At 43.7% G+C, this 23,930-nt stretch carries 25 protein-coding genes; 14 read left to right on the forward strand and 11 right to left on the reverse strand.

All coding sequences use genetic code 11. The annotated features are described in order from the left end of the window. Nucleotides 1–293: 293 nt before the first annotated feature. Genes C9I89_RS07585 through C9I89_RS07595 form a run of 3 tightly spaced genes read right to left on the reverse strand, consistent with a single transcriptional unit; the run spans nt 294 to nt 1,528 of the window. On the reverse strand, nt 294–755 hold the full coding sequence (locus C9I89_RS07585; RefSeq protein ID WP_107282757.1) for a YeeE/YedE family protein: 462 nt from the start codon (nt 753–755) through the stop codon (nt 294–296). Between the two features lie 36 nt (nt 756–791). Next, a complete protein-coding gene (locus tag C9I89_RS07590) occupies nt 792–1,208 on the reverse strand; it encodes a YeeE/YedE family protein (RefSeq protein WP_107282758.1) in 417 nt (138 codons plus the stop codon). After that, complete coding sequence (locus tag C9I89_RS07595) at nt 1,205–1,528, reverse strand: ArsR/SmtB family transcription factor (RefSeq protein WP_107282759.1); 324 nt, start codon at nt 1,526–1,528, stop codon at nt 1,205–1,207. The genes C9I89_RS07590 and C9I89_RS07595 overlap by 4 nt, the downstream gene beginning before the upstream one ends. Nucleotides 1,529–1,681: 153 nt before the next feature. Here C9I89_RS07595 and C9I89_RS07600 point away from each other — a divergent pair, with 153 nt between their 5' ends. The 7 genes from C9I89_RS07600 to C9I89_RS07630 all read left to right on the forward strand — a co-directional run bounded on the left by C9I89_RS07600 (nt 1,682) and on the right by C9I89_RS07630 (nt 8,097). After that, nucleotides 1,682–1,867, forward strand: coding sequence for a YgaP family membrane protein (locus C9I89_RS07600; RefSeq protein ID WP_107282760.1), 186 nt, complete (start codon nt 1,682–1,684; stop codon nt 1,865–1,867). Between the two features lie 54 nt (nt 1,868–1,921). After that, complete coding sequence (locus C9I89_RS07605; protein WP_107282761.1) at nt 1,922–3,625, forward strand: FAD-dependent oxidoreductase; 1,704 nt, start codon at nt 1,922–1,924, stop codon at nt 3,623–3,625. 337 nt (nt 3,626–3,962) lie between these two features. Then, nucleotides 3,963–5,009: an ethylbenzene dehydrogenase-related protein gene (locus tag C9I89_RS07610; protein ID WP_107282762.1), complete on the forward strand. Its 1,047-nt coding sequence runs from the start codon at nt 3,963–3,965 to the stop codon at nt 5,007–5,009. 361 nt (nt 5,010–5,370) lie between these two features. Then, nucleotides 5,371–5,958, forward strand: coding sequence for a cytochrome c3 family protein (locus C9I89_RS07615; protein ID WP_107282763.1), 588 nt, complete (start codon nt 5,371–5,373; stop codon nt 5,956–5,958). Further along, nucleotides 5,958–6,635, forward strand: coding sequence for a 4Fe-4S dicluster domain-containing protein (locus tag C9I89_RS07620; protein WP_107282764.1), 678 nt, complete (start codon nt 5,958–5,960; stop codon nt 6,633–6,635). The genes C9I89_RS07615 and C9I89_RS07620 overlap by 1 nt, the downstream gene beginning before the upstream one ends. Further along, nucleotides 6,632–7,618, forward strand: a complete 987-nt coding sequence (gene nrfD, locus C9I89_RS07625; RefSeq protein ID WP_107282765.1) for an NrfD/PsrC family molybdoenzyme membrane anchor subunit — start codon at nt 6,632–6,634, stop codon at nt 7,616–7,618. The genes C9I89_RS07620 and nrfD overlap by 4 nt, the downstream gene beginning before the upstream one ends. A 44-nt stretch (nt 7,619–7,662) precedes the next feature. After that, nucleotides 7,663–8,097, forward strand: coding sequence for a cytochrome c3 family protein (locus tag C9I89_RS07630; RefSeq protein ID WP_107282766.1), 435 nt, complete (start codon nt 7,663–7,665; stop codon nt 8,095–8,097). 98 nt (nt 8,098–8,195) lie between these two features. On the opposite strand, the gene C9I89_RS07635 is transcribed toward C9I89_RS07630, so the two are convergent. Further along, on the reverse strand, nt 8,196–8,582 hold the full coding sequence (locus tag C9I89_RS07635; RefSeq protein WP_107282767.1) for a DUF805 domain-containing protein: 387 nt from the start codon (nt 8,580–8,582) through the stop codon (nt 8,196–8,198). A 319-nt stretch (nt 8,583–8,901) separates the two neighbouring features. On the opposite strand from C9I89_RS07635, the gene C9I89_RS07640 reads away from it, so the two are divergent. Next, nucleotides 8,902–9,255: a YcgJ family protein gene (locus C9I89_RS07640; RefSeq protein ID WP_107282768.1), complete on the forward strand. Its 354-nt coding sequence runs from the start codon at nt 8,902–8,904 to the stop codon at nt 9,253–9,255. A gap of 139 nt (nt 9,256–9,394) precedes the next feature. On the opposite strand, the gene C9I89_RS07645 is transcribed toward C9I89_RS07640, so the two are convergent. Together C9I89_RS07645 and C9I89_RS07650 are read right to left on the reverse strand one after the other, a co-directional pair. After that, a complete protein-coding gene (locus C9I89_RS07645; protein ID WP_107282769.1) occupies nt 9,395–9,700 on the reverse strand; it encodes a hypothetical protein in 306 nt (101 codons plus the stop codon). A gap of 223 nt (nt 9,701–9,923) precedes the next feature. Then, nucleotides 9,924–10,301, reverse strand: coding sequence for a response regulator transcription factor (locus tag C9I89_RS07650; RefSeq protein WP_107282770.1), 378 nt, complete (start codon nt 10,299–10,301; stop codon nt 9,924–9,926). A gap of 180 nt (nt 10,302–10,481) precedes the next feature. Between C9I89_RS07650 and C9I89_RS07655 the strand changes: the two genes are divergently transcribed. After that, nucleotides 10,482–12,125 (forward strand): phosphoethanolamine transferase, encoded by a 1,644-nt coding sequence (locus tag C9I89_RS07655; RefSeq protein ID WP_107282771.1) that lies wholly within the window; start codon nt 10,482–10,484, stop codon nt 12,123–12,125. Between the two features lie 161 nt (nt 12,126–12,286). On the opposite strand, the gene C9I89_RS07660 is transcribed toward C9I89_RS07655, so the two are convergent. Both C9I89_RS07660 and C9I89_RS07665 read right to left on the reverse strand, forming a co-directional pair. Further along, nucleotides 12,287–12,562 carry a hypothetical protein gene (locus C9I89_RS07660; protein WP_107282772.1) on the reverse strand — a complete coding sequence of 92 codons (276 nt, stop codon included), beginning with the start codon at nt 12,560–12,562 and terminating at the stop codon, nt 12,287–12,289. Between the two features lie 242 nt (nt 12,563–12,804). Then, nucleotides 12,805–14,022 carry a NupC/NupG family nucleoside CNT transporter gene (locus C9I89_RS07665; RefSeq protein WP_107282948.1) on the reverse strand — a complete coding sequence of 406 codons (1,218 nt, stop codon included), beginning with the start codon at nt 14,020–14,022 and terminating at the stop codon, nt 12,805–12,807. 487 nt (nt 14,023–14,509) lie between these two features. Between C9I89_RS07665 and C9I89_RS07670 the strand changes: the two genes are divergently transcribed. After that, nucleotides 14,510–15,094 carry a cytochrome P460 family protein gene (locus C9I89_RS07670; RefSeq protein WP_211315222.1) on the forward strand — a complete coding sequence of 195 codons (585 nt, stop codon included), beginning with the start codon at nt 14,510–14,512 and terminating at the stop codon, nt 15,092–15,094. A gap of 21 nt (nt 15,095–15,115) precedes the next feature. Here the strand turns inward: C9I89_RS07670 and C9I89_RS07675 are convergent, their stop codons facing one another. The 3 genes from C9I89_RS07675 to C9I89_RS07685 all read right to left on the reverse strand — a co-directional run bounded on the left by C9I89_RS07675 (nt 15,116) and on the right by C9I89_RS07685 (nt 19,880). Further along, on the reverse strand, nt 15,116–16,036 hold the full coding sequence (locus C9I89_RS07675; protein WP_107282773.1) for a LysR family transcriptional regulator: 921 nt from the start codon (nt 16,034–16,036) through the stop codon (nt 15,116–15,118). Nucleotides 16,037–16,214: 178 nt separating this feature from the next. Continuing rightward, nucleotides 16,215–17,843 carry a methyl-accepting chemotaxis protein gene (locus tag C9I89_RS07680; RefSeq protein WP_107282774.1) on the reverse strand — a complete coding sequence of 543 codons (1,629 nt, stop codon included), beginning with the start codon at nt 17,841–17,843 and terminating at the stop codon, nt 16,215–16,217. Nucleotides 17,844–18,248: 405 nt separating this feature from the next. Continuing rightward, nucleotides 18,249–19,880, reverse strand: coding sequence for a methyl-accepting chemotaxis protein (locus C9I89_RS07685; RefSeq protein ID WP_107282950.1), 1,632 nt, complete (start codon nt 19,878–19,880; stop codon nt 18,249–18,251). Between the two features lie 514 nt (nt 19,881–20,394). On the opposite strand from C9I89_RS07685, the gene C9I89_RS07690 reads away from it, so the two are divergent. The 4 genes from C9I89_RS07690 (at nt 20,395) to pstB (ending at nt 23,894) form a co-directional block, all read left to right on the forward strand. Then, a complete protein-coding gene (locus C9I89_RS07690) occupies nt 20,395–21,219 on the forward strand; it encodes a phosphate ABC transporter substrate-binding protein (protein WP_107282775.1) in 825 nt (274 codons plus the stop codon). Between the two features lie 142 nt (nt 21,220–21,361). After that, the gene (pstC, locus tag C9I89_RS07695) at nt 21,362–22,273 is read left to right on the forward strand and encodes a phosphate ABC transporter permease subunit PstC (RefSeq protein WP_107282776.1); all 912 of its coding nucleotides are present in this window, start codon (nt 21,362–21,364) and stop codon (nt 22,271–22,273) included. Next, the gene (gene pstA / locus C9I89_RS07700; RefSeq protein WP_107282777.1) at nt 22,273–23,127 is read left to right on the forward strand and encodes a phosphate ABC transporter permease PstA; all 855 of its coding nucleotides are present in this window, start codon (nt 22,273–22,275) and stop codon (nt 23,125–23,127) included. The genes pstC and pstA overlap by 1 nt, the downstream gene beginning before the upstream one ends. 17 nt (nt 23,128–23,144) lie before the next feature. Continuing rightward, complete coding sequence (gene pstB / locus C9I89_RS07705; protein WP_107282778.1) at nt 23,145–23,894, forward strand: phosphate ABC transporter ATP-binding protein PstB; 750 nt, start codon at nt 23,145–23,147, stop codon at nt 23,892–23,894. Nucleotides 23,895–23,930 lie beyond the last annotated feature (36 nt).

Genomic DNA, 23,930 nt, shown 5'->3' on the forward strand with positions numbered 1-23,930 from the left:
ATCAGTAAGTACAATGTTGTACTTAATATTTACCATGATTATTTGAATCTACTGCTCATTTCAAATAAATTATGAATTATTGAAGCACCTAAACATGTCATCCCGGAATCGAGGAACGAGATATCCGGGATCCAGTTCTAACCGTATGCGCCTTAGATTCCGTATAAGTTCGTTCCTCACTTTACGGAATGACGAAGTTTGGCGACTGAACTCGTCAAAGCTTCTTTGATGAAGTGCTAGATCTGACTGCGAGCTTCCTGCTCGCTGTCAGAATTAAGCAGTTTACCGCCAGATTATTTCCCGACAGTGTCACTTGCCAATACATCATAAGCGTCTGACTTCATATTTATCAGCTTACATCCCAACCATATCCCGATCAACATACTTATCGTGAATAAAACGATGGTGTAATCCCCCCCCGATAGCGACGTCACCGCCGGCCCGGGACAAATACCGGCAATGCCCCAACCTAAACCAAATAACACCGCACCGGTGATCAGCTTGTTATCTATCTGGTTATTTTTACTCAGGTGAAAATCAGCTTCACAAACCGGTTTATCCATTTTACTGATCACCAGAAAATAGAACGGCATAAACACCAATAGCGCACCGCCCATCACAAAGGCCAGACTGGGATCCCAGCTCCCTGCAACATCCAGGAAACCAATCACTTTATTCGGGTCAACCATTCCTGAAATCATCATGCCCAGGCCAAATAGTAAGCCTGCAATTAAAGATACAAATTGCGAAAACATCGTTACCTCTTATACCAATGACCTAAATAACCGGAATTACACATGAAGACGAATAAAAACAGTCGCTACCGCCGTCGCCATAAATATACACGTTGCGACAATCGATCGCTTAGACAGGCGCCCCATGCCGCAAATACCATGCCCACTGGTACAGCCGTTACCTAGCTTAGTGCCCATACCAACCAAAAGACCGGCCACAACTACCCATAATGTTGAAGTCACAGGTAACGATTCAGGTAATATAAACCCCAGCCAGGGTGAAATCAGACCGGCAACCAACATTCCGCTCACAAAGAGCAGACGCCACGAAAACTCATTGTTAGTTGGCTTTAACAATCCAGCCAAGATACCGCTGATACCAGCGATTCGCCCGTTAACCACCAGTAATAGCGATGCAGACAGGCCCAATAACATACCGCCAGCCAGTGCCGTCCACGGGATCTCAAACATCATTTCTTTATCTCCAGATTGTGTTTATGCACGCCGCAAATATCCTGCAGTGTCTCAAGTAACAGCCGTGCTTTTTGATCTGCCAGCGAGTAAAACATCTTTTGTGACTCCTTACGGAAAGTCACCAGCTGATGGGCTTTCAGGATGGCTAAGTGCTGAGAAAGCGCTGATTGTCCAAGATTAGAATTTTGCTGCAACTCCGTCAGCGCCACTTCACCTTGAGTTAACTGACACAACACCATTAATCGCTCAGGATGGGCGAGTAATTTCAACCACTCGGTCACTTCATCGGCATGGCAACGCATTTTATTCACATCAATCATGTCTGCCTCTACGGTATTTCATAGAAAGAACTAAATTAGAGATTACTAAATAATAGTATTAAGTCAAGGCTAAATTAGATAAAAATAAATTAGACTTAGCTAAAGTATCGGTTTATAGTTTTTATTAATTACAGCGACTGAAGGAGACAAGTTATGTCACTAGAGAACGCCGTCCGGGTTTTTGCCGGGATCATGATCTTTATTTCCGTTGCATTGACACTATGGGTGCACCCGTATTTTTACTGGTTTACATTGTTTATCGGTGCCAATCTGATCCAGAGTGCCTTTACTGGTATTTGTCCTGCAGCCACTATATTAAGCAAGTTAGGCTTTAAGTAGACTACTTATACCGTTTTTATCATCAGTTAAAACAAAATCATTAAGGAACAATAAATGACCAAGATCCTGATTGTCGGCGGAGTTGCCGGTGGGGCTTCTGCTGCGGCTCGTGCTCGTCGTCTGAGCGAAGAAGCTGAAATCATCATGTTTGAACGTGGCGAGTTCGTATCGTTCGCTAACTGTGGATTACCTTATCATATTGGTGGCGACATTCAGGATCGCAGTAAGCTACTCCTGCAAACTCCAGAAAGTTTCTTAGCCCGCTTTAACGTTGATGTTCGTGTGATGAACGAAGTCGTCAGCATCAATCGTTTTGAAAAAACGGTTAGCGTTCGTAACACGTTAGACAACAGTGAATACGTCGAAAGTTACGACTTCCTGCTGCTAAGTCCTGGTGCTGCACCTATCGTTCCGCCAATTCCGGGTATTGATAATCCGCTTACCCATTCTCTGCGTAACATTCCAGACATGGATAAGATCCTCAAGACGATCGAAATGAACAAGCCTGAACACGCAACGGTTGTGGGTGGCGGTTTTATCGGCCTTGAAATGATGGAAGCCTTCCACCAGTTAGGCATCAAAACATCGCTGGTTGAAATGGCCGATCAGGTCATGACGCCTGTTGATAAAGAGATGGCGGGCTTCGCACATGCCGAAATACGTGAAAAAGGCATTGATTTGCGTCTTGGTGTTGCGCTGGAGTCAGTTGAGTTCGTTCCAAATGAACACGTTGCAAGTGTCGAGTCTGGAGAAAGTGAAGAACATCAGCATATTCAAGGTGAATTAAACCTATCGCTAAATAACGGTGAGTCGCTAACGACTGATATCCTGATAATGGCAATTGGAGTTAGACCTGAAACAACTCTAGCCAGCGAAGCTGGCTTACGAATGGGTAAACTTGGCGGCATCTATACCAACGAAAGTATGCAAACCAGCGATCCTGCTATTTATGCTGTTGGTGATGCTATAGAAGAAGCCGATTTCGTTACCGGTAACCCGACTCTTGTTCCGCTTGCGGGCCCAGCTAACCGCCAAGGCCGTATGGCTGCCGACAACATGCTTGGTCGCAGCGAAACATATCAAGGTACGCAAGGAACCGCGATTTGTAAGATCTTCGATTTAGCGGTTGCATCGACCGGTAAAAACGAAAAATCGCTTAAGCGTGAAGGCATCAACTACGAAAAGGTTTATGTCCATACTGCGAGCCACGCAAGCTACTACCCTGGTGCTGAAATCGTATCGTTCAAAATGCTGTTCGATCCAGAAACTGGGAAAATCCTTGGTGCTCAGGCGGTTGGTAAAGATGGCGTTGATAAGCGTATCGATATCATGGCCGTTGCACAACGCGCAGGCATGATCGTTGAACAACTCCAGCACCTTGAACTAACTTACGCGCCACCCTATGGCAGTGCGAAAGATGTGATCAACCAGGCTGCATTTGTGGCTTGCAATATTATGAAAGGCGATGCTTCCCCTATTCACTTCGATGAGATTGATGAATTATCTGATAATCAATTGCTATTAGATGTACGCAACCCTGCAGAACTTGAAAACGTCGGTTATATCGAAGGCTCAATCAACATTCCGGTCGATAGACTGCGTCACCGTATGCACGAGCTACCAAAAGACAAAGAGATCATTGTCATTTGCCAGGTAGGATTACGTGGGCACGTTGCTTATCGCCAACTCGTTAACAATGGCTTTAAAGCGCGCAACTTAATTGGTGGTTACCGTACCTACAAGTTTGCAAAAGCATAACGGCTAGCACTTCGTAATTTTGACATGTGACAACTGAAGAATCTTATAATCAAGGCTTCTTCAGTTGTCAGGTAAGGAGCTGTTAATGGCTTATTCTATGTGGATACAGAATCGTTTGGAGATATCAAAAGACCGACTATCTTTCGTATTATGATAATTTTATTTATTAACATTGCGTGCTCAATATAACCAACCTCAACTCATTTAACCTCTCGATCACAAAACCACCCAACAAACCAACTTTATTTTTACTTTTTTGACATCGGTCATACGAAAAGCTCCTTCAGTTTCTATTATGATTATGAAAATAATATTAATAAGCCATCAGGAGCTTAATATGAGACCTTCCATTCTTGCTATTAGTGCCGCAGTTGCTTTATCGGCAGTCCCCGTTAGTTTTGCTCACGCAAAAAACACTACGCTAGAAAGTACTAAGACGACGTCAGACATTACTATTGATGGTCAAATAGATGCTGTTTGGAATGATGTAAAAGCAGCCAACATCAAGTTAGATAAACTACCCTACAAGCCAAATAACGGCTATGAAGGCATCAAGAAAACAACGGTGGAAATAAAGTCACTCTATGATGATGAATTTGTTTATTTCCTAATACGTTATGATGATCCAACTAAAAGTATTGACCGCTTCCCTTGGGTAAAACAGGAAGACGGTAGCTGGAAGCAAATGGTCAACAAAGACAGTACTGGTCACGATAATACCTATTACGAAGATAAATTCGCAGTATTTTGGAACATCAACGCAGACGATTTTGCTGAAAAAGGCTGTAACGCAGCGTGTCACCGCTCTAAAGACGGTAAAATTGCCGGAAGAGAAGATACAAACCCGGCTCGTAAATTCACCAATGAAGGCCAATACATTGATATGTGGCACTGGAAAGGTGTCCGTACCGGTGCGCATAATCAACTGGATGACCAATACGTAGACAGCAATACTGACCCTAAAGTAAACAAAGGTTGGGGACGCAAAGGGGATGATAAGACCGGTGGCGGGTATGTCGATAATATTAAAGATGGTCAACCTGCATTTGTTGCACCAGGATTAACAGCTGATACGCTTCTTATTCACGAAGCCGAAAAACAACCATTTACTGCCGACTACAATGCATCAGACCGTATTCCAGGCTTAACCGGCGCACCATTCACGGGTTCTCGTGGTGATATAGAAGTTGGTGCCGTATGGAAAGATGGTGTTTGGACGCTGGAAATGAAACGTAAGCTTGTTACTACTGGTAGTAACGCGGAAACTCAAGACGTTCAGTTTAACGATATGAATAAAGCTTACCCATTTGGTGTCGCGGTATTCGACAACTCTCAGATCAACCACATCTTCCACCGTGGAGTAATGAATTTAGAATTCAAATAAATTGAATGCAGTTTGAGACGTTAATATATATACCCAAATTACCTCAAGATGCAGGATTCAGAGTGATACCAGCCAGTTCAATTCAAGGAAAATGTGCGAAGGAATGTCAGCCCCTTTCGAGTGCATTTGACACAGAAGTGGGCTGGCTGGATCACTCCCGAAGGGCGAGTTTTCCAGGCACTTATGTTGCGTTGCTGATTTTTGATGTAGAACGCTATATCGGCAAATCAGCGCCTTACCTTAGCGCCTGGAAATTCTCGCTGAAACGAACATCTTGAGGTTACTTGGGTATAAGCCAGCATTATGTTGGCCTAATTAAAACCTGCTAAATGGCAGAATAAAGATAAGAACGAGAATTACTATGGCTAAATTACGTCGTTTTTCCAGTGTCATTATATTAAGCCTATTCGTTCTCTTTTCATCTTATGCTTCCTACGCACAAGAAAACATAACGAGTAACAAATCTATAAATCACGAAGAAACCGATCAGATCTTCAGCTCACAGGTCAACAGTGACGACGAAATGGCTATTCTGGTCAAGGAAAATAAGCGTTGTATACGTTGCCATAAAAAGCAACGTTTACTAAAAGACATTGAGCCAATCAAAAGTGTCGGTGCCCACACAAGTCGAAAATTTTACAACAACTGCACGGCCTGCCACGGAAACAAGGGGGCGCATCCAAGAGATAATGCCAGCATTATTAGCTTTTCAGAGCATTCGAATATAAGCGCCCTATCCCAGAACGAGCAATGCCTCACTTGCCACTTACCAAAAGATCTCCGACAAACGGAATGGACGCATGATGTACACTATAAACAAATCAACTGCGCGTCTTGTCATAGTCTCCATACTGATGTAGACCCAGTAATAGGCATTGAGGAAAAATCTAGAATACAACTGTGCATTGATTGTCACACAGAAGACCAGGCACTAGAAGGAGATCAATAATGGATCACTCTAGACGCAAACTCATGATCGGCTTAGGTGCTGGCGCTATGATTGCAACAACAGGCGTTGCGGGCACCTCTATTATTCAAACAATTGAAATTGATGGCAAACGATATGCCATGATCCACGATGAATCACTATGTATCGGCTGTGAAGCTTGCGTCATTGCCTGCAAAGAAACAAATAATGTGCCTGATAGCGCGACTCGACTTGAAATTATTAGAAGTGGCCCTGTTGGTGAATTTCCCGATATTCGTTACAGCTTCTTTAGAAAATCTTGTCAGCATTGCGAAAACCCGCCATGTGTCCACGTCTGCCCGACCGGTGCTTCGTATATTGATAAGAAAACAGGAATTGTCGACGTCAATCCAGATCGCTGTGTCGGCTGTCAATATTGCATTGCGGCTTGTCCTTATAAAGTACGCTACATTGATCCTGTTACAAAATCTGCAGATAAATGCGACTTCTGCAGAAAATCAAAACTGGCAAATGGTGAGCTTCCGAGTTGCGTTGAAGCTTGTCCAAAACAAGCACTCATTTTTGGTGATCTCAATGATCCGCAAAGTGACATTAACATCGCACTGAAAAATAAAGCCGTCTACCGCTACAAAAAGTATTTAGGAACCAAACCTAAAATGTTCCGTGTTCCTGATAAATTCAACGAGGTCCAGTCATGATAGGATCATTGAATAATGCCTTCCATTTCGACACGCTAGTATGGCACTGGCCTATCGCAATCTACCTCTTTGTTCTTGGGGTTTCATCGGGTGCGATGTGCTTAGCTTTAGCTATCAAACATTTTGAGCAAGATAAATCAGCACTTTCAAAAAATCCACTGGTTATCAGTGCGGTTATCTTGGCTGCATCAATGGTGATCTTAGGGTTGCTAATTCTCATTGTGGACTTAACCAAGCCTCTCGATTTTTGGAAAGTCATTGTTTATCAATTCTCTAATCCGCAATCGGTCATGGGCCGTGGGGTTACGCTCTTTATACTGTATCAAATGGCAGTGTTTGCGTGGATCATAGTGATCTTTAAAGCGGAAATTCTACGCTTTATTAGTAAATTTTCCCCTCGCACCGCCAGCAACAAAATAATGCTCTCAATATTGGCCCAGCTAGAGAGGCTAGACAAATATTTAGATATCGCTTTAACTATCTTGTCGATACTGCTAGGTATGTATACCGGTTTCCTACTTTCTGCACTGGTTTCTTACCCTATGTTAAACCAGCCGATACTGCCTTTACTGTTCTTAGCATCAGGTATTTCATCCGGTATTGCGGCATCTGTTGTGATGGCTTACACCCTCTTTTCTGCCAATACAGAAACATTTGGTATCGCCTTGATCCATCGTATTGAGAAGCCCGTGGTTATTGCAGAAGTGATCTTATTAATGATGTTGATCATCGGGATGAGATTCGGTGTACACGCCGAACAAGAAGCCATCAATCTAGCGGTGTTTGGCAGTTTCTGGGCGTATGTTTTTTGGATAGGCGTTATTGGTATCGGTATCGTATTGCCACTCTTCCTGAAAGTAGTTTGCTCTGATAATTCCCAACAGACAAAAGTATTCATGGTGATATTGCCGATATTTACGCTTATGGGTGTGATGTCGCTTCGAATGTTTATTTTATACGCTGGGCAGATGGTGGTGGCCTAATTTTCAGATTAAGTCACACGATAAAATGAGTAAGGAAACACGCTATGAACATCGTTAAATATATGCTGATTGGCCTGCTAACCTTTAGCAACCAAACAGGTTGGGCAGAGGATTTGCCAAATCCAGATGAAGAAAACTTAGCTAACTTCCACTTGCTGGATGAGACTTGTGCAGGTCAGTGCCACGAGGGTGAAGAACCATCAGAGGACCTAGAGTTTGAATATCGGAGCTGTGTAGAATGCCACGATACATTGGCTAATCTAGACGGTCGCCAGCATAATATCAAACATCAGGAGAGTGAGCAGATGGAATGTGTCGAATGCCATTTCCCCCACGAAAAGTTTGATCCGAAAGAGATTTGTACCGACTGCCATGATGAGGGAGATGAGGAGCTAGAGGGTTTCTATTCAATGCGATTAGAAAGCTATCTAAACCTCTATTCAGACTCACATAAGTTTGCGCAGCCTATAACCAAGTAACTTCAAGGTGCTCGTTTCAGCGAGAATCCAGCATCTTGAGGTAACGTGGGTATATACCTATATCAATTATTAAACTGCGGCTAACAAAACAATTGCAATTAAACGATAAACTGACCTTCCTCACTATTTTTAGGGTTAGCACCATATTCATTCGTGCCTGGCTGACTGTCTAGCACGAAGAAGTAAATCAGTACTAAGGCACCAATCAAGGGGATCAGACCAATTAGCATCCACCAGCCTGTACGCCCGGTATCGTGAAGACGGCGCACACCTACGGCAATACTCGGGATCAGAACCGCTAACGAATAAATGGTGCCAAGGACACCCGCACCGTCTTCAGTGCCGGGAGTCGCCAGCAGAGTGTCGATAAAACCCAACGCAATGCTAATGAGTATATTAAACAAAAAAAAGTACCAATATTCTTGCCTGCGTGACCTCCCGCTAAATACCGCGTAATTTTTTAAAACATGCAAATACCAATTCATTCTTTCACCTTTTTATATCAGTATGATCAATGGTATACATGAACTGTAGTCTGTTCGAAAAATAATGTCGCCACTTATTGCAAAAAACGCCCATTTCTTTCATATATTCGCCCAACGCCGGTGAACGCCGAAAAATAAATGCTGCAATATCACAGTCTTTATATAGTCACAGTACATTGTCAGTAAAATTTTCCTCTTATATCCCTCACAGTTAAGCTGTAGATTCCTTTGAAAGGTTTGCAAACTCTAGATTGCCCCGTTGTTCGAACTGCTATCATTACTGATAGCGACATCAATTACCTATTAGGCAGGAGTGATCATGTACAAGTTTCTGGCAGGTCTCGCATTGTCTGTCGTACTGAGTTCAGCCTGGGCAAACACTGAACTGGATAGAAATATCTACTCTCCAGAACGCGGGATAATCTGTGACGAGAGAGCTGGATTCTGCGTTGATTCATTCGGTATCTCGATGGCATTTACTCAACAATACCTCGGTGATGAGGCCCAAGCGGCAATGATGAAAAAAATCAATCGCGTAGGTAGCAGAAACTTTGATACGACCCGTTACATACTCAGTAATGGTGTGTATTGCGATTCATTTCAGCGGGCCTGTTTTATCTCTCGTTTTACCGATGAAAAACAAGTCATTTTCACTAACGTCTTGTTTAAGTGATACTTAGGTTAGAAATGGTTGTGATCGTCATTGAGGATTTATAGCAAAAAAAAACATCATACAGATGTATGATGAATATCAACATGAGTGGTGGGGTCGATGTTTGTATAAGGTGCATAATTGTCGATTATATGAATAATCAACAAAGATCCCGCATTATAATCTCATATTCCTCTTTGGCTTCATCAATTAACGTGGTGAGTTCTTTGGCATCATTACGAGAAAGGTAAATGTACCAAATTTTATGCTTGGGCTTGCAGTGTTCAACACAATCTAATTCAGTTGTATTGCCATGTTCTTCAAAGCATAAATCCTCGAACTCAGCATTAAGTTGTTTGTGCTTCTCCATAATCTCGATATCAATAAAACCGGTAGGGTTAACTTCAAGATGAACATGAAGATGCTCTTTCCCAGCTAAGGTATAAGATCTATATTTAGCGTACATGTTTCTCACCGTGTCACTATGGAATCACTATTAAAGTATAGATGAAGGATATTACTGTGAGCTTTTTTGGGTTGTTACTTTTATAATCAAACAATTTCACTGCTCAGCGTTTAAAACGAACAGTAAAACCCTGTGATTTGACTATTTGCCAGTATTGTCCACAAGGCAACGATAGGTCGACCAGATAAGTCTATATGTCTCCAGTGTTTAAAACGAACAGAAATTACACTTGCAACAAAGTATTATGACGACGAAGCAGAGCTTTAATCCGCGCTTCCAATATTTCAAGATCTACAGGCTTTACCAGGTAATCGTCAGCCCCCATATCATAACCTTCGAGTATTTCATCCCGAATATCACGTGCCGAGAGCATCAAAATCGGGGTATCTATACCTTGCTGACGCAGTTTCTGACACAAAGTAAAGCCGTCCATGTGCAACAATATCACGTCAAGAATGATCAGATCATAGTGTTCTTGGCTGGCAAGTGTAAAACCTTGCAAGCCATCGCGCGCATAATCGAGGCTGCAGCCCTTGCTTTCAAAAAAGTCGAAAATCACTTCAGACAGATCTTGATAATTCTCAACTAAGAGTAGTTTCATAACGTTGTTTTCCTGTTTTATATTCCATCATCGCATGAACAGGTGTGAAAAAAATGTCAATGACCTTTTTACGACATTCAAACCTTTAAACTGATGCAAGTTAATACAAGGAAGCCGCACTTACTTGGTTCACTGTGTTGTTTTATCAGACCGATTTTTTATTAGAAAAATTATTCCAATATGAATACATTAAAAAAACTTTTGAACATGAAGCAGCTGACTATGGTTAGCTTTCCGCTCTTATTCGCCTTCTATTTTACTGCTGTAGTGAATTTACCGATATTAGTAGAGCTAAATCATATTTTAAGTGAACTGGAAAGTGTGAAGATCGGTTTTGTTCTCTCAATCCCGATCTTCTTTATTGCCGCTTTTAATTTTATTTTCAGCTTGTTTAGCTGGCCTTTAATTGCACGCCCGTTCTTTATGGTATTAGTCATTGTCTCCAGCATCGTGAGTTATGCCATGTATAATTACGGGGTTCTCATCGACTATGGCATGATTGAAAATATAGCAGAAACCGATGCCAGCGAGGCGAGTTCTTATTTAAGCAGCTATTCTGTCTTGTGGACTTTATTGATGGGGGGAATACCTGCGCTACTGATTAGCAGAGTAAAATTCAACCCTATTGGCAGTAAGATAAAGTTACTGGTTATGAAGAGCTGCTCAATGGGGATTTCTCTGCTTGTCATCGCGATTATCGCACTTCTCTATTATAAAGATTACAGCTCCGTCGGTCGCAACAATAGCTATCTAAAAAAGATGATTATCCCGACCCATTATGTGTATAGCGCAACCAAGTACATCAATAACACCTACTTCGCAGCTCCTATAGAGTACCGGCAAATCGGGCTAGATGCCAAGCAGGCCCCCAAAGCATTAGCGGCAGAAAAGCCAACATTAATGGTGTTTGTATTGGGTGAAACTGCCCGTTCACAAAACCAGGAATTAAATGGCTACTCTCGCTCGACCAACCGGTACACACGTGGGAAAAATATAATTTCCTTCCATGACGTCAGTTCATGCGGAACCGCAACTGCCGTTTCCGTACCCTGCATGTACTCCCAATTGCCGAAACATGATTACGATAAACGTATTGCTAATCATCAAGATAACTTCTTGGATATCATGAAACGTGCGGGTATTTCACTGCTCTGGAAAGAAAATGACGGTGGTGATAAAGGCGTTGCGAAAAATATTTCCAATCAGGAGATCAAGCGTAATATCAAAAATAAATTATGTAATGGCAGCACTTGCTACGATATGGCTCTTTTGGAAAATTTTGATTCGGATGTCCACAGCTTAGAAGGCAACCGTATGCTGTCGCTGCATTTGATCGGCAGCCATGGTCCAACTTATTTCCAACGCTACCCTGATCAGCATCGTATCTTTATGCCAGATTGCCCCCGTAGTGATATTGAGAACTGTAAATTGGATGAAATTGTTAACACTTACGACAATACAATTCTCTATTCTGATTACGTCATTTCACAAACCATCGAGAAACTGGAAAAGCTAGAGTCCGAATTTAACACGGCGCTGTTTTATATCTCCGATCACGGCGAGTCAATGGGTGAAAACGGGCTGTTTCTCCATGGAACACCGTACAAACTCGCACCTGACTTTCAGACTAAGGTGCCGATGATGGTGTGGATGTCGGAAGGTTTTAAACAAGCAAAGAATATTGATTCTTATTGTCTGAACCAAGCGGCACAACAAGGAAGCTATTCACAAGACAATGTGTTCCACTCGATGTTAGGAATTATGGATGTCGATACTAAGGTCTATCAGCCTGAACTTGATATCTTCAACAGCTGCCGCACTTAGCAGCCATCCGTCGTCGCCGAGACACACTATTAAGTCAATGCGGGGATCGGAAGGTCCCTGAATTTGGCTGAAAGATACGGCAGGTAAGGCGTCAAGCGTGAACGCGCTATCCATGCTATACGCAATACTCGCAACGAGCGCATTATGCGTCCTTCTGCTGCTCAATCTCTCTTAACCCGCACCACTTTCATCGTTTCAATCTCGAAACCGGCCACTATCTCGATTTCCGGATAATATGTCATATTAACCCTCTGTCCTTTCAGGCTCCGATACTTTTTCTTACGGCGGAATTTGAAGGGAGCGTCACAACCTTCAATCATTAAGGTATGTATTACCCAGTCACCATCATCGCGCTGGGTGTGCGAGACAACCTTTACCCTTTCGGAGTGCACCAGGTTTTCATGTTTGATTAGCAATCGGTCAACAGGAGATTTCATTTCCGCTCCAGATAAAATTAATCATCAAAAAATTCATATAAAAGCAATGAACTAAGCAAAGCGAGAGCAATAATAGGAGCAATTGTATCACATTTAAGACTGACTTCTGAGGTCATCTCACTAAGATTAAATTGTCCTTAGGTCTTACGTACCGATATTATAAAGCCCGCTTTTTTGCGGGCTTTATTTTTAAATGCATTAAACAAAAATAGAGAACTCGTTGATTTCTGATTGTCCACTCATCAGAACGAAAGGAAAATCCCAGCGATAGTCGCGCTCATTAAGTTAGACAGCGTTGCTGCAAAAATCGCTTTCATACCGAGGCGGGCAACATCAGGACGACGACTTGGTACAACGCCACCTAAGCCCCCCATCAGCATTGCAATCGACGTCAGGTTGGCAAAACCACACAATGCAAAGGTTACAATCGCCTGTGAGTGCTCGCTTAGTTGATCTTTCACTGCCATTAAATCGGCAAAAGCGACAAATTCGTTAACCGCAATCTTTTTGCCAATCAGGCTTGCCGCAACCGTTGCTTCAGACCAAGGTACGCCAATCAACCATGCAACGGGGGCAAACAGGTATCCGAACAGCAGTTCCAGACTCAGGTTATTGACACCGGCGAACTCACCGATGTGACCTAAACCGCCATTAACCAACGCAATCAGGCTGATAATCGCCAGCAAGCTTGCCCCTACCGCCATCGCGATCTGCAGACCGCTCAATGCACCACGAGAAGCCGCATCGATGATGTTAACCGGCTCGTCATCGTCTTCATCGGCATATTGTGATTCTTCGCTGATCGTTTCAGTTTGTGGCACAAGGATCTTCGCCATCATCAAACCGGCAGGCGCCGACATAAAACTTGCCGCTATCAGGTAACTAATTTCAACGCCCAGACCGGCATAGCCTACCATAGTGCCACCAGCGACCGATGCAAGACCACCCACCATGACCGCGAATAACTCTGAACGGCTCATCTTGGCTAAAAAAGGGCGTACAACAAGTGGCGCTTCAACCGAGCCAACAAAAATATTTGCCGTCGCAGACATCGATTCAGTCCGGCTAGTACCCAGCAGGCGCTGCAGTGCACCACCGAGGCCATTAATAACCCAGCCCATTATTCCAAGGTAATAAAGAACAGAGATAAGTGCAGAGAAGAACACTATGGTTGGAAGTACATTGACGGCAAATATAAAGCCGAGCTTAAACTGCGCCAATTCGCCGAACAGGAACTCAGTACCAACTCGACCGTAGTCGATGATACCCGATACGGCATTCGACACGCTGTTTAGCACTTCACGACCAACTGGTACATAAAGAATAAAGCCAGCAAACGAAAGCTGAATGGCAAATGCACCGCCGACAGTTCGCCAGTTAATGGCACGGCGATTCTCTGAAAATGTAATGGCAACCGCAAAAAGCGTGATAATACCTAAGATGCTGACCAAATAGTTCACCGTCATTCTCCACTGTTAGTCTGTTAGTAAACGATTGCGGCGGCATTCTAGGGGGATTTCAGAATGTGACAAGAATCAAGTTGTTATGCAAACTAACATGCAATTTACATTAACCGGTAATTTCGGTTCTATTTTCGCCAGAGCAAACGAAATCGGCATGATTAGTTCCCCCGGGGGATACTGTTATTGTCATGCGTAACAATAAAGAACGTTTTTTTGCAGCTTGAACTCTATCGAGGATCTAATCAGGTGTTTTTTTCATCAATCATTCAGGCAGGGAAATAGCTGCTTATTGATAAATAACGGCCATGATATTGGGTGAATACCCATCTCCACTAAAATGCAGCCAGTCACCTCCACCTCAGGCTGGACGATCTCAGAAATGAGTATATTGGGATTAGTTGGGTATATGACCTTGAAAGAAAATGGCTACCCCGTTTTTTTTGTTCCATCTTTAATAAAGCGAGCAACATTGAGGGAATGAATAATGAAAAAAATGGTGATGACACTAATAACATCAGCGATCTTAATTGGTACTAGTTCTAATCTACTGGCAGATGAAGAAATAGCACCCGCTTTTGGCGGCTTAGATGATGTGGTCTACTCTGAGAACTTGTGGACCGAAATGGTAACTCAACACTTAGTTGGACCAGATGCCCTGCTGTCAACGCCCTACGAGGGACAACCACCACACGGCGCAATTCTCGATACGGTTGATACCCGCCTGACACTGAGAGGAAACGAGGGCGAAGTGATTATCAAACGTAATTACGACGGTGAAGGAGTCTCCAAGCTAACGGTAGCCAATGATCCAACTAAATACCTGAAAGCTGTGACCGTTATGTATCGCCGCGCGGGATATGACCCAGAAAACCAAGACTGGTTCTGGGTTAAATACAAGCCGGACGGCAGTCTTGATGTAGACTCTAACGGGGTGGAACTGGCTGGTCGGATTGCCAAAGGCATGGCTGAGGGGTGTATAGCCTGTCATCGAACGGCACCAGGCGGAGATTATGTGTTTAACCACGACCGTTATAAAACAACGTCAAACATTCCTGGCGCGCCAGACTGAAGAAAGAGAATTATAGCCAGGTTACAGCACTCCCCGGTCCCAGTATGCGGGCTCCCCAATATGCTTTCGGACAAAGTCGATAAACACCCTGACTTTGTTCGGTAAAAACTTGTGCCGGGGATAAATAGCGTAAAGTGGCATATGCTGCGTTAATTGCCAATCAGGCATCAGGCGGATCAACTTTCCTTCACGAAACTCATTTTTCAGTAAATAAGTGGCCAGATAGCCGATACCATTACCGGTTAGTGTCGCGTCTCGAATAGCATCAGCCGAATCGACCCGGTAATTACCCTTCACTTTCATTTGCAGGCTCTCTTCGTCTTTCTGAAAGCTCCAGACACTATCTTTACGCTCACGACTGAAATAAGTGATGCAGTTATGATTTGCCAGATCACTCGGGTGATAAGGCACACCATTTTTCGCTAAATAATCCGGGCTTGCCGCCAATACGAAATGACAATCCGTTAAATGCCGGGCAACAAAACCCTCCGGTGGCGAATCCATCATTCCGATCCACAGATCCAGCTGTTCTGATATCAGATCGACACGGTGATCAAACAGGCTCATCTCTAAGTCCAGCTGCGGATAAAGATCGTGAAATTCAGAAATGTGGGGCGCAATATGATTCGACGCAAATGACTGGGCAATACCAACACGTAACGCCCCTTGCAAGGCCTCGGTATTAGACAATAGCTCGCTCTCGGCTTCGTTAATTTCCCCGACTACATTGGCGCAGTGGGCTGAAAATGTCCGTCCGGACTCCGTTAAAGCGAATGAACGTGTGGTTCTTTGCACCAACTGAACACCTAGCCGCTCCTCCAGTTGCTGTATTTGTTTACTGACCTGGGTACGCGAAATATTCAGAAGCTGCGCCGCCCGGGTGAAGCTTTGCTGCTTGGTCAGTGCATTAAACACAACCATTTGCTGGGCTTTTTTTAGCATAAAGATCTCATCACAGGGCTCTGTAAATTATCCCGATTGGTATTAATGTCAGCATTCAAAGAGTGCCTATAAATTATGGTGTATTTGACGCCATCAGTCATGGAAGAGCCATTGTTCTTTCAAAAGACAAAAAGGCCTGTCACTGACAGGCCTCTGCAAACAATTATTTTAAGATAGTTTACAGTTTGAAGAAAGACAGCTGTTCTTTCTGCTGTTCTGCCAGCTTAGACAATTCATTGCTCGCAACTGCACTCTGACTGATACCCGCTACGTTTTGATTCACAATTTCAGACATGTTCGTCACATTGCGGTTAATGTCTTGCGTTACCTGAGATTGTTGCTCAGCCGCTGTGGCTACTTGGGTGTTCATATCACTGATTTGAAGTACAGATTCTGTAATACCTATCAGCGCCTCATTTGCCTGACTCGCCAACACTTGGTTACGCTCAAGCATTTCGAGGCTCGACGTCATGCTGTCATTCGCATGTCCCGACTGTGACTGCAGCTCTTCAATGATGGTCTGAATTTCCTGAGTCGAATCTTGCGTACGCGCGGCCAGCGATCTGACTTCATCGGCAACTACGGCAAAGCCCCGACCTTGCTCCCCGGCTCGTGCTGCCTCAATGGCCGCGTTCAGTGCCAGCAAATTCGTCTGCTCTGAAATACTGCGGATCACTTCAATAACTTGGCTGATTTTATCGGATTGATCTTTTAAACGTGTGACAACTCCAGCGGCTTCAGACAACGTCTCAGTCATCTGCTTACTTGCTTTATTGCTCTGCTCAAAGATATTCAGACCTTCTTTTGCCAATTCGTCGGTTTGCTTGGCGGTTGCATCTGCACTAGTTGCATTATCACTCACGTTATCCGCCGTGCTTGATAACTCATTAACAGCTGATGCAATCTGATCAATTTCATTTAATTCAAGCTGTGCATTTGCTTCCGACTGGGTCATCACTGCTGCGAGTTCAGTAGAAGCCGCTGCAACGTCTTCGCTAATACGAATTAGCGATTCGACGGTAGTATGAAGTTGCGTTACCGTGGTATTAACATCACCACCTAACTGAGAAATCTCATTGTCACCATCTTGTTCTGCACGTACAGACAGGTTACCTGCAGCCACATCACGCATAACACTTTGCAGTCTCACTATTGGATTAACGATTAATCCAGAGAGCCACCATGCCGCTAAGATAGAAAAAACAAACACAGCAAATAATGCAATAGATGCTGTTGTCATTAACGACTCATTATTTTTCTCGCTTTGCTCTAAACTTTTACTCGCATACAGATTAACTTTGCCAGATAGTGTATTAATTGAACCGACCATTTTATTACCAATATCAATATATTGGGCAATAAAATTCTCAAGTTCTTGTTTAGAGGCCGCACCTGAATCATAACGTTCCACTAAAGTAAGAGCCCGTTGAGAATATGAAATATACTCCTTTATCGCAGTATCCGCAGCATTAACATCAGATTGGAATTCTGATACTTGCGATAATGTTTTAAGTGAGGAAGTAACGTTTCGCTCAGTTTCTGACAAGGCTGTTTGAAAGCTATTGCGGCGAGATGCTTCATAAATAGCATATACCGCACTAATTCGAAGAGGATATATGTCATCATCGATTTTAGCTAATGTATCTTTAAATAGCACCAGTGATTCTGTGTTATTACTAATGTTAGCTTGTTCTTCTTCCAGTTGCGACTTAGTCAACAATAAAGATGACATTAATACGATGACCATAAGTAGAACAGGCAATAGTACCTGAATCCGTATTGATAAATTTTTTAACGAAAACTGCATTAAGACCTCTAAAACAAACCAACGCATCAAGTTGATGATGCCGAGAACAATATGTTGCGTATTATGTCGACAATAACACCCAAAAGATAGACTTAGATCACAAAAAAAATACTGGGTTTATTTTGAATGACACTGAATGCCGAATGTCAGAAATTGACTCCTACTCTTATTAATAAGACCATAATTAATAAGATAATTTATCCCTCTTTACGACAATATTGCAATACTTGCCGGAACGTCTCTGGCGGGCAAAGGAATAATAATATGAATGAACAAGACAACATATGAATGACAGGATGCGTGAATAATAAAATATATAAATGAATGGACAGGTCAATAAGTAAAGAAATTAAAAAAACAAAAAAGCCTGTCAGTGACAGGCTTATCCCTTAAGTCTATTTCAAGCTATATTTTAAAAACAGACAGTTGCTGCTTCTGTTTTTCAGCTAACTGAGATAACTCATTACTGGCCGCGGCACTCTGGCTAATACCCGCGACATTCTGGTTGATAATTTCAGACATATTCGTCACATTGCGATTGATATCTTGTGTTACCTGTGACTGCTGCTCTGCTGCGGTGGCGACCTGGGTGTTCATATCACTGATTTGAAGCACCGATTCTGTAATACCTACTAACGCATCATTTGCCTGGCTCGCCAATGTCTGGTTACGTTCCAGCATTTCAAGGCTCGACTGCATACTGTCGTTCGCATGCCCCGACTGTGACTGCAGCTCTTCAATGATGGTCTGAATTTCCTGAGTTGAATCTTGCGTACGCGCGGCCAGCGATCTAACTTCATCGGCAACCACGGCAAAGCCCCGGCCTTGCTCCCCGGCTCGTGCTGCTTCGATGGCAGCGTTGAGGGCCAGCAAGTTGGTTTGCTCAGAAATACCGCGAATCACCTCAACGACTTTACTGATCTGTTCTGACTGATCTTTCAAGCGTGTCACCACGTCGGCAGCTTCAGACAAGGTTTGTGTCATCTGCACACTGGCGGCGCTGCTCTGTTCAAAAATATTCAAGCCTTCTTTTGCCAGCTCATCCGTCTGCTTCGCAGTGGCATCTGCGCTGGTTGCATTATCACTGACATTATCAGCCGTGCTGGACAGTTCGTTAACGGCAGAAGCAACCTGGTCAATTTCATTCAGTTCAATTTGTGCATTTGCTTCTGATTGTGTCATTACTGCTGCGAGCTCAGTGGAAGCAGCAGCCACTTCGTCACTGATATTAATCAGCGAGCCTATCAAGGTATGAAGCTGAGCGGTCGTGGTATCAATATCGGTGCTCAGCTGGCCAATCTCGTTGTCACCCTCGATCTCTGCTCTTGCTTTTAGGTCACCCGCAGCAACTTTGCGCATTACGCTTTGTAGTTTCACAATTGGGTTAGCAATTAAGCCCGACAGCCACCATGCTCCCAGCATCGCCACAATAAGCATAATCGGAAAACCGAACATAATCGATGTCATCAGACTGGCATGTTCTTGGTGAGACTGCTCTTGCTGCTCACTGGTCAGACGGTTTGCATCTTCAGACAAATCACTGATACTTTTTACCATTCGGCTGCCAACGTCACGAAACTGAGCCACCTTGCTGGCGTACTCAACATCATCTGCCAAACCTTGATGTCGGTTTTTCAGCAAAGGGATCATAGTACTGACAGTGAAGCGAAGATACTCATCCATGGCCAACTTCGTTGCATCGACGACAGATTCCAAGCCTTGAGAGCGGCGTAGTTCATCCAATATTACGCTGTTCGTCTGCATGCCTTGGTTAAGCTCTGAGGCCAACCGGCTAAGTTGTTCTGGATCATAAATACTGTAAATGGCACTGATGCGCATCTTGTATGTATTATTAATCAATTGGGCGACCAGATCTTTATTGTGGATAGCAGATGTAGTGGTGTCATTCACCTTCACCTGATTTTCCGCTAAGCTGCTGTTAACAAAAATGTTAGTCGCCATTATGATCACAGTTAAAATCAGAACAGGTAGCAACACCTGCAAACGGATAGATACGTTCTTTAAAGAAAATCCCATTGGAACCTCGTAAAAAATGCCAGCATTAGTTATGCTCACTGCTGGCATGAAAAAAATAATTTTTGTTTTGACATTCATCGCAGTATGACAATAAATATTATTAAATGATAGATTTCGGCCATAAAAATAACAACAAATATCACTGTATTTCATGAGGTTAGCAGCAATCGCGACGTCAAATATTTGACCTCCCATCATCTAGCGGCCTCAATAATCAAACAGCTTGATAATAAACCTCAAAAAAAACAGCAAATATCACTCAATTTCAGGGCATAGACAGTACCAGCCGCGTCATATCTTTGACCCTGTATCACCCACTTTCGCGCATACGCAAGCACAATCGATTGAATCGTGATGCATTATTCCTAACTAGATCTCATTCCATTAAGCATTAGTTACCGCTGTCATGCAGGATTCAACGTTCTGAAACATAATTGTCATAAAACTAACCTAACCTTACCTTCGTTCATTCAAACCTATTGGCAATATCGCCAGCATGTAAAGGATTAGGAAAATGAAAACAAAGATTATCGGTGCACTAGCTCTTGCAGGTTCAATGGCTTTCAATACAGCGGCAGTTGCAAACGAGACTATCTCTGTTGTCGGTTCAAGTTCAGTTACACCATTGATGGAAGTGTTTGGTGAAACTTATAGCAATACAAACTCAAATGTTTTCGTTGAAGTTCAGGGTCCGGGCTCTTCTGCTGGTATTCGTGCTGCCAAAGACGGTTCAGCGGATCTCGGTATGAGTTCTCGTAACCTTAAAGACTCTGAGAAGTCAGAGGATTTGATAGAAGTGGTTGTGGCCCGTGACGGCATTGCCGTTGTTGTGCACAACAACAACCCGGTTAACGATCTTTCCAAAGAAGACGTTACTAAAATCTATAAAGGTGAAATCACCAACTGGAAACAAGTGGGTGGCGAAGATAAACCGATCGTCGTCGTGACACGTGATACCGCATCCGGTACCCGTGGCGCTTTCGAAGATATCATGTCACTCAAAAAGAAAATTAACGACATTAAAGTTTCCGCTATTTCTCAGCGCGCCCAGGTTGCAAGTGGTAACGGACAGCTCAAAACAACCGTTGCTAATAACCCGTTTGCTATCGGTTACATTTCTCTGGGGACTGTTGATAACTCACTAAAAGCAGTAGCTATCGACGGCCGCAAACCATCAGTTGAAAACATTAAGTCTGGTGAGTATCAGGTCCAGCGACCTTTCCTTGTTCTGTATCAGGCAAGCAGAATTAACCCGACCACTAAGACCTTCATGGACTGGACTTTGTCTGACGAAGCTCAAAAACTGGTTGCAGCTAAAGGTTACATCGCAATTAATTAAGTCACTTTAGTAACGCTCGGCTAAAGGCTGAGCGTTATTTTTTGCCACAACGATTTACATTTTCACAGCTGCTTAACCAGCAGTTGTTCGTTCGATAGATACGAGATGAACGAGTCGACGTTGTTGGTTTTTGGAGTTACATATGACCATCGCAAATAACATAGAGAAGACAGCAAAAGGCTCATCACTGAAATCAAAAAAAGTGATTGACTGGCGTGAACTGTTCTTCAAAAATCTTTTCATGCTAAGTGCCGCGCTTGGCATTTTGTCTTTAATAACCATTGGTTATTTTATTTTCCGAGAAGGTTTCGCTGCATTCCAGCATGCTGGAATTACAGGTATCGTTTTAGGGTCTGACTGGTTGCCACCGGCATTATTTGGTATCGCACCAATGATCGTCGCGTCTTTAGTTTCTACCGCTGGCGCGGTTATTCTGGGCGTACCTGTTGGGGTGTTAACCGCTATTTTTATCGCCGAAGTCGCCCCCAAACGCTTAGCAAATCTTATTCGTCCAATGATCGAGTTACTCGCGGGTATTCCTTCGGTTGTTTACGGTTTCTTCGGTCTGGTTATCATTGTTCCGCTAGTTCAGGAGATCTTTAATATACCAGCCGGTAACACGGTTCTGGCTGGTATTATCGTTCTTGCGGTGATGATCCTGCCTACCGTTATTACGGTATCTGAAACGTCGATTCGTGCCGTTCCTCGTACCTATAAAGAAGGCTCTTTCGCGCTAGGCGCATCACACATGTTCACCATCTTTAAGCTCCTGCTTCCGGCTGCTCGCTCAGGCATTATGACTGGCGTTATTCTGGGCATTGCACGCGCACTGGGTGAAACCATGGCCATCATCATGGTAATGGGTAACTCCCCTGCCATGCCTGAAGGGCTGCTTGATTCTGCGCGCACCCTGACCGCGAACATTGCCATTGAAATGTCTTATGCAACAGGCATTCATGCAAGCGCGCTATACGCAACGGGCATTGTTCTGCTTGCCTTTATTATGATATTGAACGCCGCCCTCCTGTACTTAAACCGTGAGCGTGCGAGGTAATGACTATGTCTCTATCAACGCAATTAAAAGATAGAATCTCTCTGAGCGTAATTTGGCTATCAGCGGGTATCACTGTTGGCTTCCTGCTTTGGGTTGTCTGGTACATCTTAAGTAACGGTCTGTCTTATGTAGACTGGTCGTTTATCTCCAGTAACTACACCACAATTGGCAAAGAATCTGGCATCTGGCCTATGATTGTGTCGACACTTTATATGGTTGCCGCCTCCATTTCTGTGGCTGCACCCATTGGCATTATGACGGCTATCTATCTGACCGAATACGCTAAAGTAGGCAGTAAATTAGTCAAAGTCGTTCGTTTTTGTACAGAATCACTGGCGGGGATCCCGTCGATAATCTACGGCCTGTTCGGTATGACCTTCTTCGTTGTCGTACTGGGCTTTGGTTACTCTATTCTGTCGGGGGCTCTGACCCTGAGTATTTTGATCCTTCCCGTCATTATTCGTACGACAGAAGAAGCATTAATGTCTGTACCGCAAACTTACCGTGAAGGTTCTTACGGTTTAGGTGCCTCAAAAATCTACACCATCTGGAGACTTATTCTGCCAAGTGCTATGCCTGGTATCGTAACCTCCATCATCCTCAGCGTGGGTCGTGTTATTGGTGAATCCGCACCGGTATTCATGACAGCAGGTATGGTTGCACGCGTTCCCGAGAGTGTTTTTGACTCGGGCCGTACATTAACCGTCCACCTGTATAAGTTAACGCAAGAGCTTTACACCATTCATGAGTGGCAACAAGCCTACGCAACGGCAACCGTTCTGATTGTGATTGTTCTTGTTATTAACATGATTACCAAATTGATTGCCAGCCGCTTCAATACGGCAACTTACTGATTTTTGAGGACAAAAAGATGAACAAATTTAACATTGAAAACCTTGATCTTTACTACGGTGAAAACCAGGCACTTAAAAAGATCTGCCTGCCAATTCCAAACCGTCAGGTAACGGCACTCATCGGCCCGTCAGGCTGTGGTAAATCGACCTTATTACGTTGCCTGAACCGGATGAACGACCTGATTGAAGGCGTTAAGATCAACGGTTCACTGACTATGGATAGCGAAGATGTCTATGGCCACATCGATGTGGCTCAGCTACGAATTAAAGTGGGGATGGTGTTCCAGAAACCTAACCCGTTCCCGATGAGCATCTATGAAAATGTTGCTTATGGCCTGCGCGCTCAAGGGGTGAAAGATAAAAAGACCCTTGATGATGTCGTCGAAAAATCACTTCGTGGTGCAGCATTATGGGATGAAGTGAAAGACCGCCTTAAATCTCATGCTTTCGGCCTGTCAGGCGGCCAGCAACAGCGTCTGTGTATCGCCCGTACCATTGCAATGAAGCCAGAGGTTATCCTTATGGATGAACCAACTTCTGCATTGGATCCGATTGCGACCAAGAAAATTGAAGATTTGATGGAGTCACTAAAAAAAGACTTCACGATTGTTATCGTGACTCACTCTATGCAACAAGCACGACGCATATCTGACCGTACCGCTTTCTTCCTGATGGGAGAACTGGTTGAACATGATGAGACAAACGCACTGTTTAGTAACCCACGCGATGATCGCACCCGCGGTTATGTAAATGGTGATTTCGGTTAAGGTGTATTACGAATAAGAAAAGCGATGGTACTATTG

This window comes from Photobacterium lipolyticum (genome assembly GCF_003026475.1).
GTDB lineage: Bacteria > Pseudomonadota > Gammaproteobacteria > Enterobacterales > Vibrionaceae > Photobacterium > Photobacterium lipolyticum.

Coding starts and splice junctions, on each gene's coding strand:
- C9I89_RS07685 (WP_107282950.1), bottom strand. CDS start 19,880: ATGGGATTTTCTTTAAAGAACGTATCTATCCGTTTGCAGGTGTTGCTA.
- C9I89_RS07635 (WP_107282767.1), bottom strand. CDS start 8,582: ATGAATTGGTATTTGCATGTTTTAAAAAATTACGCGGTATTTAGCGGG.
- C9I89_RS07650 (WP_107282770.1), bottom strand. CDS start 10,301: ATGAAACTACTCTTAGTTGAGAATTATCAAGATCTGTCTGAAGTGATT.
- C9I89_RS07645 (WP_107282769.1), bottom strand. CDS start 9,700: ATGTACGCTAAATATAGATCTTATACCTTAGCTGGGAAAGAGCATCTT.
- C9I89_RS07610 (WP_107282762.1), top strand. CDS start 3,963: ATGAGACCTTCCATTCTTGCTATTAGTGCCGCAGTTGCTTTATCGGCA.
- C9I89_RS07640 (WP_107282768.1), top strand. CDS start 8,902: ATGTACAAGTTTCTGGCAGGTCTCGCATTGTCTGTCGTACTGAGTTCA.
- C9I89_RS07630 (WP_107282766.1), top strand. CDS start 7,663: ATGAACATCGTTAAATATATGCTGATTGGCCTGCTAACCTTTAGCAAC.
- C9I89_RS07615 (WP_107282763.1), top strand. CDS start 5,371: ATGGCTAAATTACGTCGTTTTTCCAGTGTCATTATATTAAGCCTATTC.
- C9I89_RS07590 (WP_107282758.1), bottom strand. CDS start 1,208: ATGATGTTTGAGATCCCGTGGACGGCACTGGCTGGCGGTATGTTATTG.
- C9I89_RS07680 (WP_107282774.1), bottom strand. CDS start 17,843: ATGCAGTTTTCGTTAAAAAATTTATCAATACGGATTCAGGTACTATTG.
- pstB (WP_107282778.1), top strand. CDS start 23,145: ATGAACAAATTTAACATTGAAAACCTTGATCTTTACTACGGTGAAAAC.
- C9I89_RS07690 (WP_107282775.1), top strand. CDS start 20,395: ATGAAAACAAAGATTATCGGTGCACTAGCTCTTGCAGGTTCAATGGCT.
- C9I89_RS07595 (WP_107282759.1), bottom strand. CDS start 1,528: ATGATTGATGTGAATAAAATGCGTTGCCATGCCGATGAAGTGACCGAG.
- C9I89_RS07670 (WP_211315222.1), top strand. CDS start 14,510: ATGAAAAAAATGGTGATGACACTAATAACATCAGCGATCTTAATTGGT.
- pstC (WP_107282776.1), top strand. CDS start 21,362: ATGACCATCGCAAATAACATAGAGAAGACAGCAAAAGGCTCATCACTG.
- C9I89_RS07605 (WP_107282761.1), top strand. CDS start 1,922: ATGACCAAGATCCTGATTGTCGGCGGAGTTGCCGGTGGGGCTTCTGCT.
- pstA (WP_107282777.1), top strand. CDS start 22,273: ATGACTATGTCTCTATCAACGCAATTAAAAGATAGAATCTCTCTGAGC.
- C9I89_RS07660 (WP_107282772.1), bottom strand. CDS start 12,562: ATGAAATCTCCTGTTGACCGATTGCTAATCAAACATGAAAACCTGGTG.
- C9I89_RS07585 (WP_107282757.1), bottom strand. CDS start 755: ATGTTTTCGCAATTTGTATCTTTAATTGCAGGCTTACTATTTGGCCTG.
- nrfD (WP_107282765.1), top strand. CDS start 6,632: ATGATAGGATCATTGAATAATGCCTTCCATTTCGACACGCTAGTATGG.
- C9I89_RS07620 (WP_107282764.1), top strand. CDS start 5,958: ATGGATCACTCTAGACGCAAACTCATGATCGGCTTAGGTGCTGGCGCT.
- C9I89_RS07600 (WP_107282760.1), top strand. CDS start 1,682: ATGTCACTAGAGAACGCCGTCCGGGTTTTTGCCGGGATCATGATCTTT.
- C9I89_RS07675 (WP_107282773.1), bottom strand. CDS start 16,036: ATGCTAAAAAAAGCCCAGCAAATGGTTGTGTTTAATGCACTGACCAAG.
- C9I89_RS07655 (WP_107282771.1), top strand. CDS start 10,482: ATGAATACATTAAAAAAACTTTTGAACATGAAGCAGCTGACTATGGTT.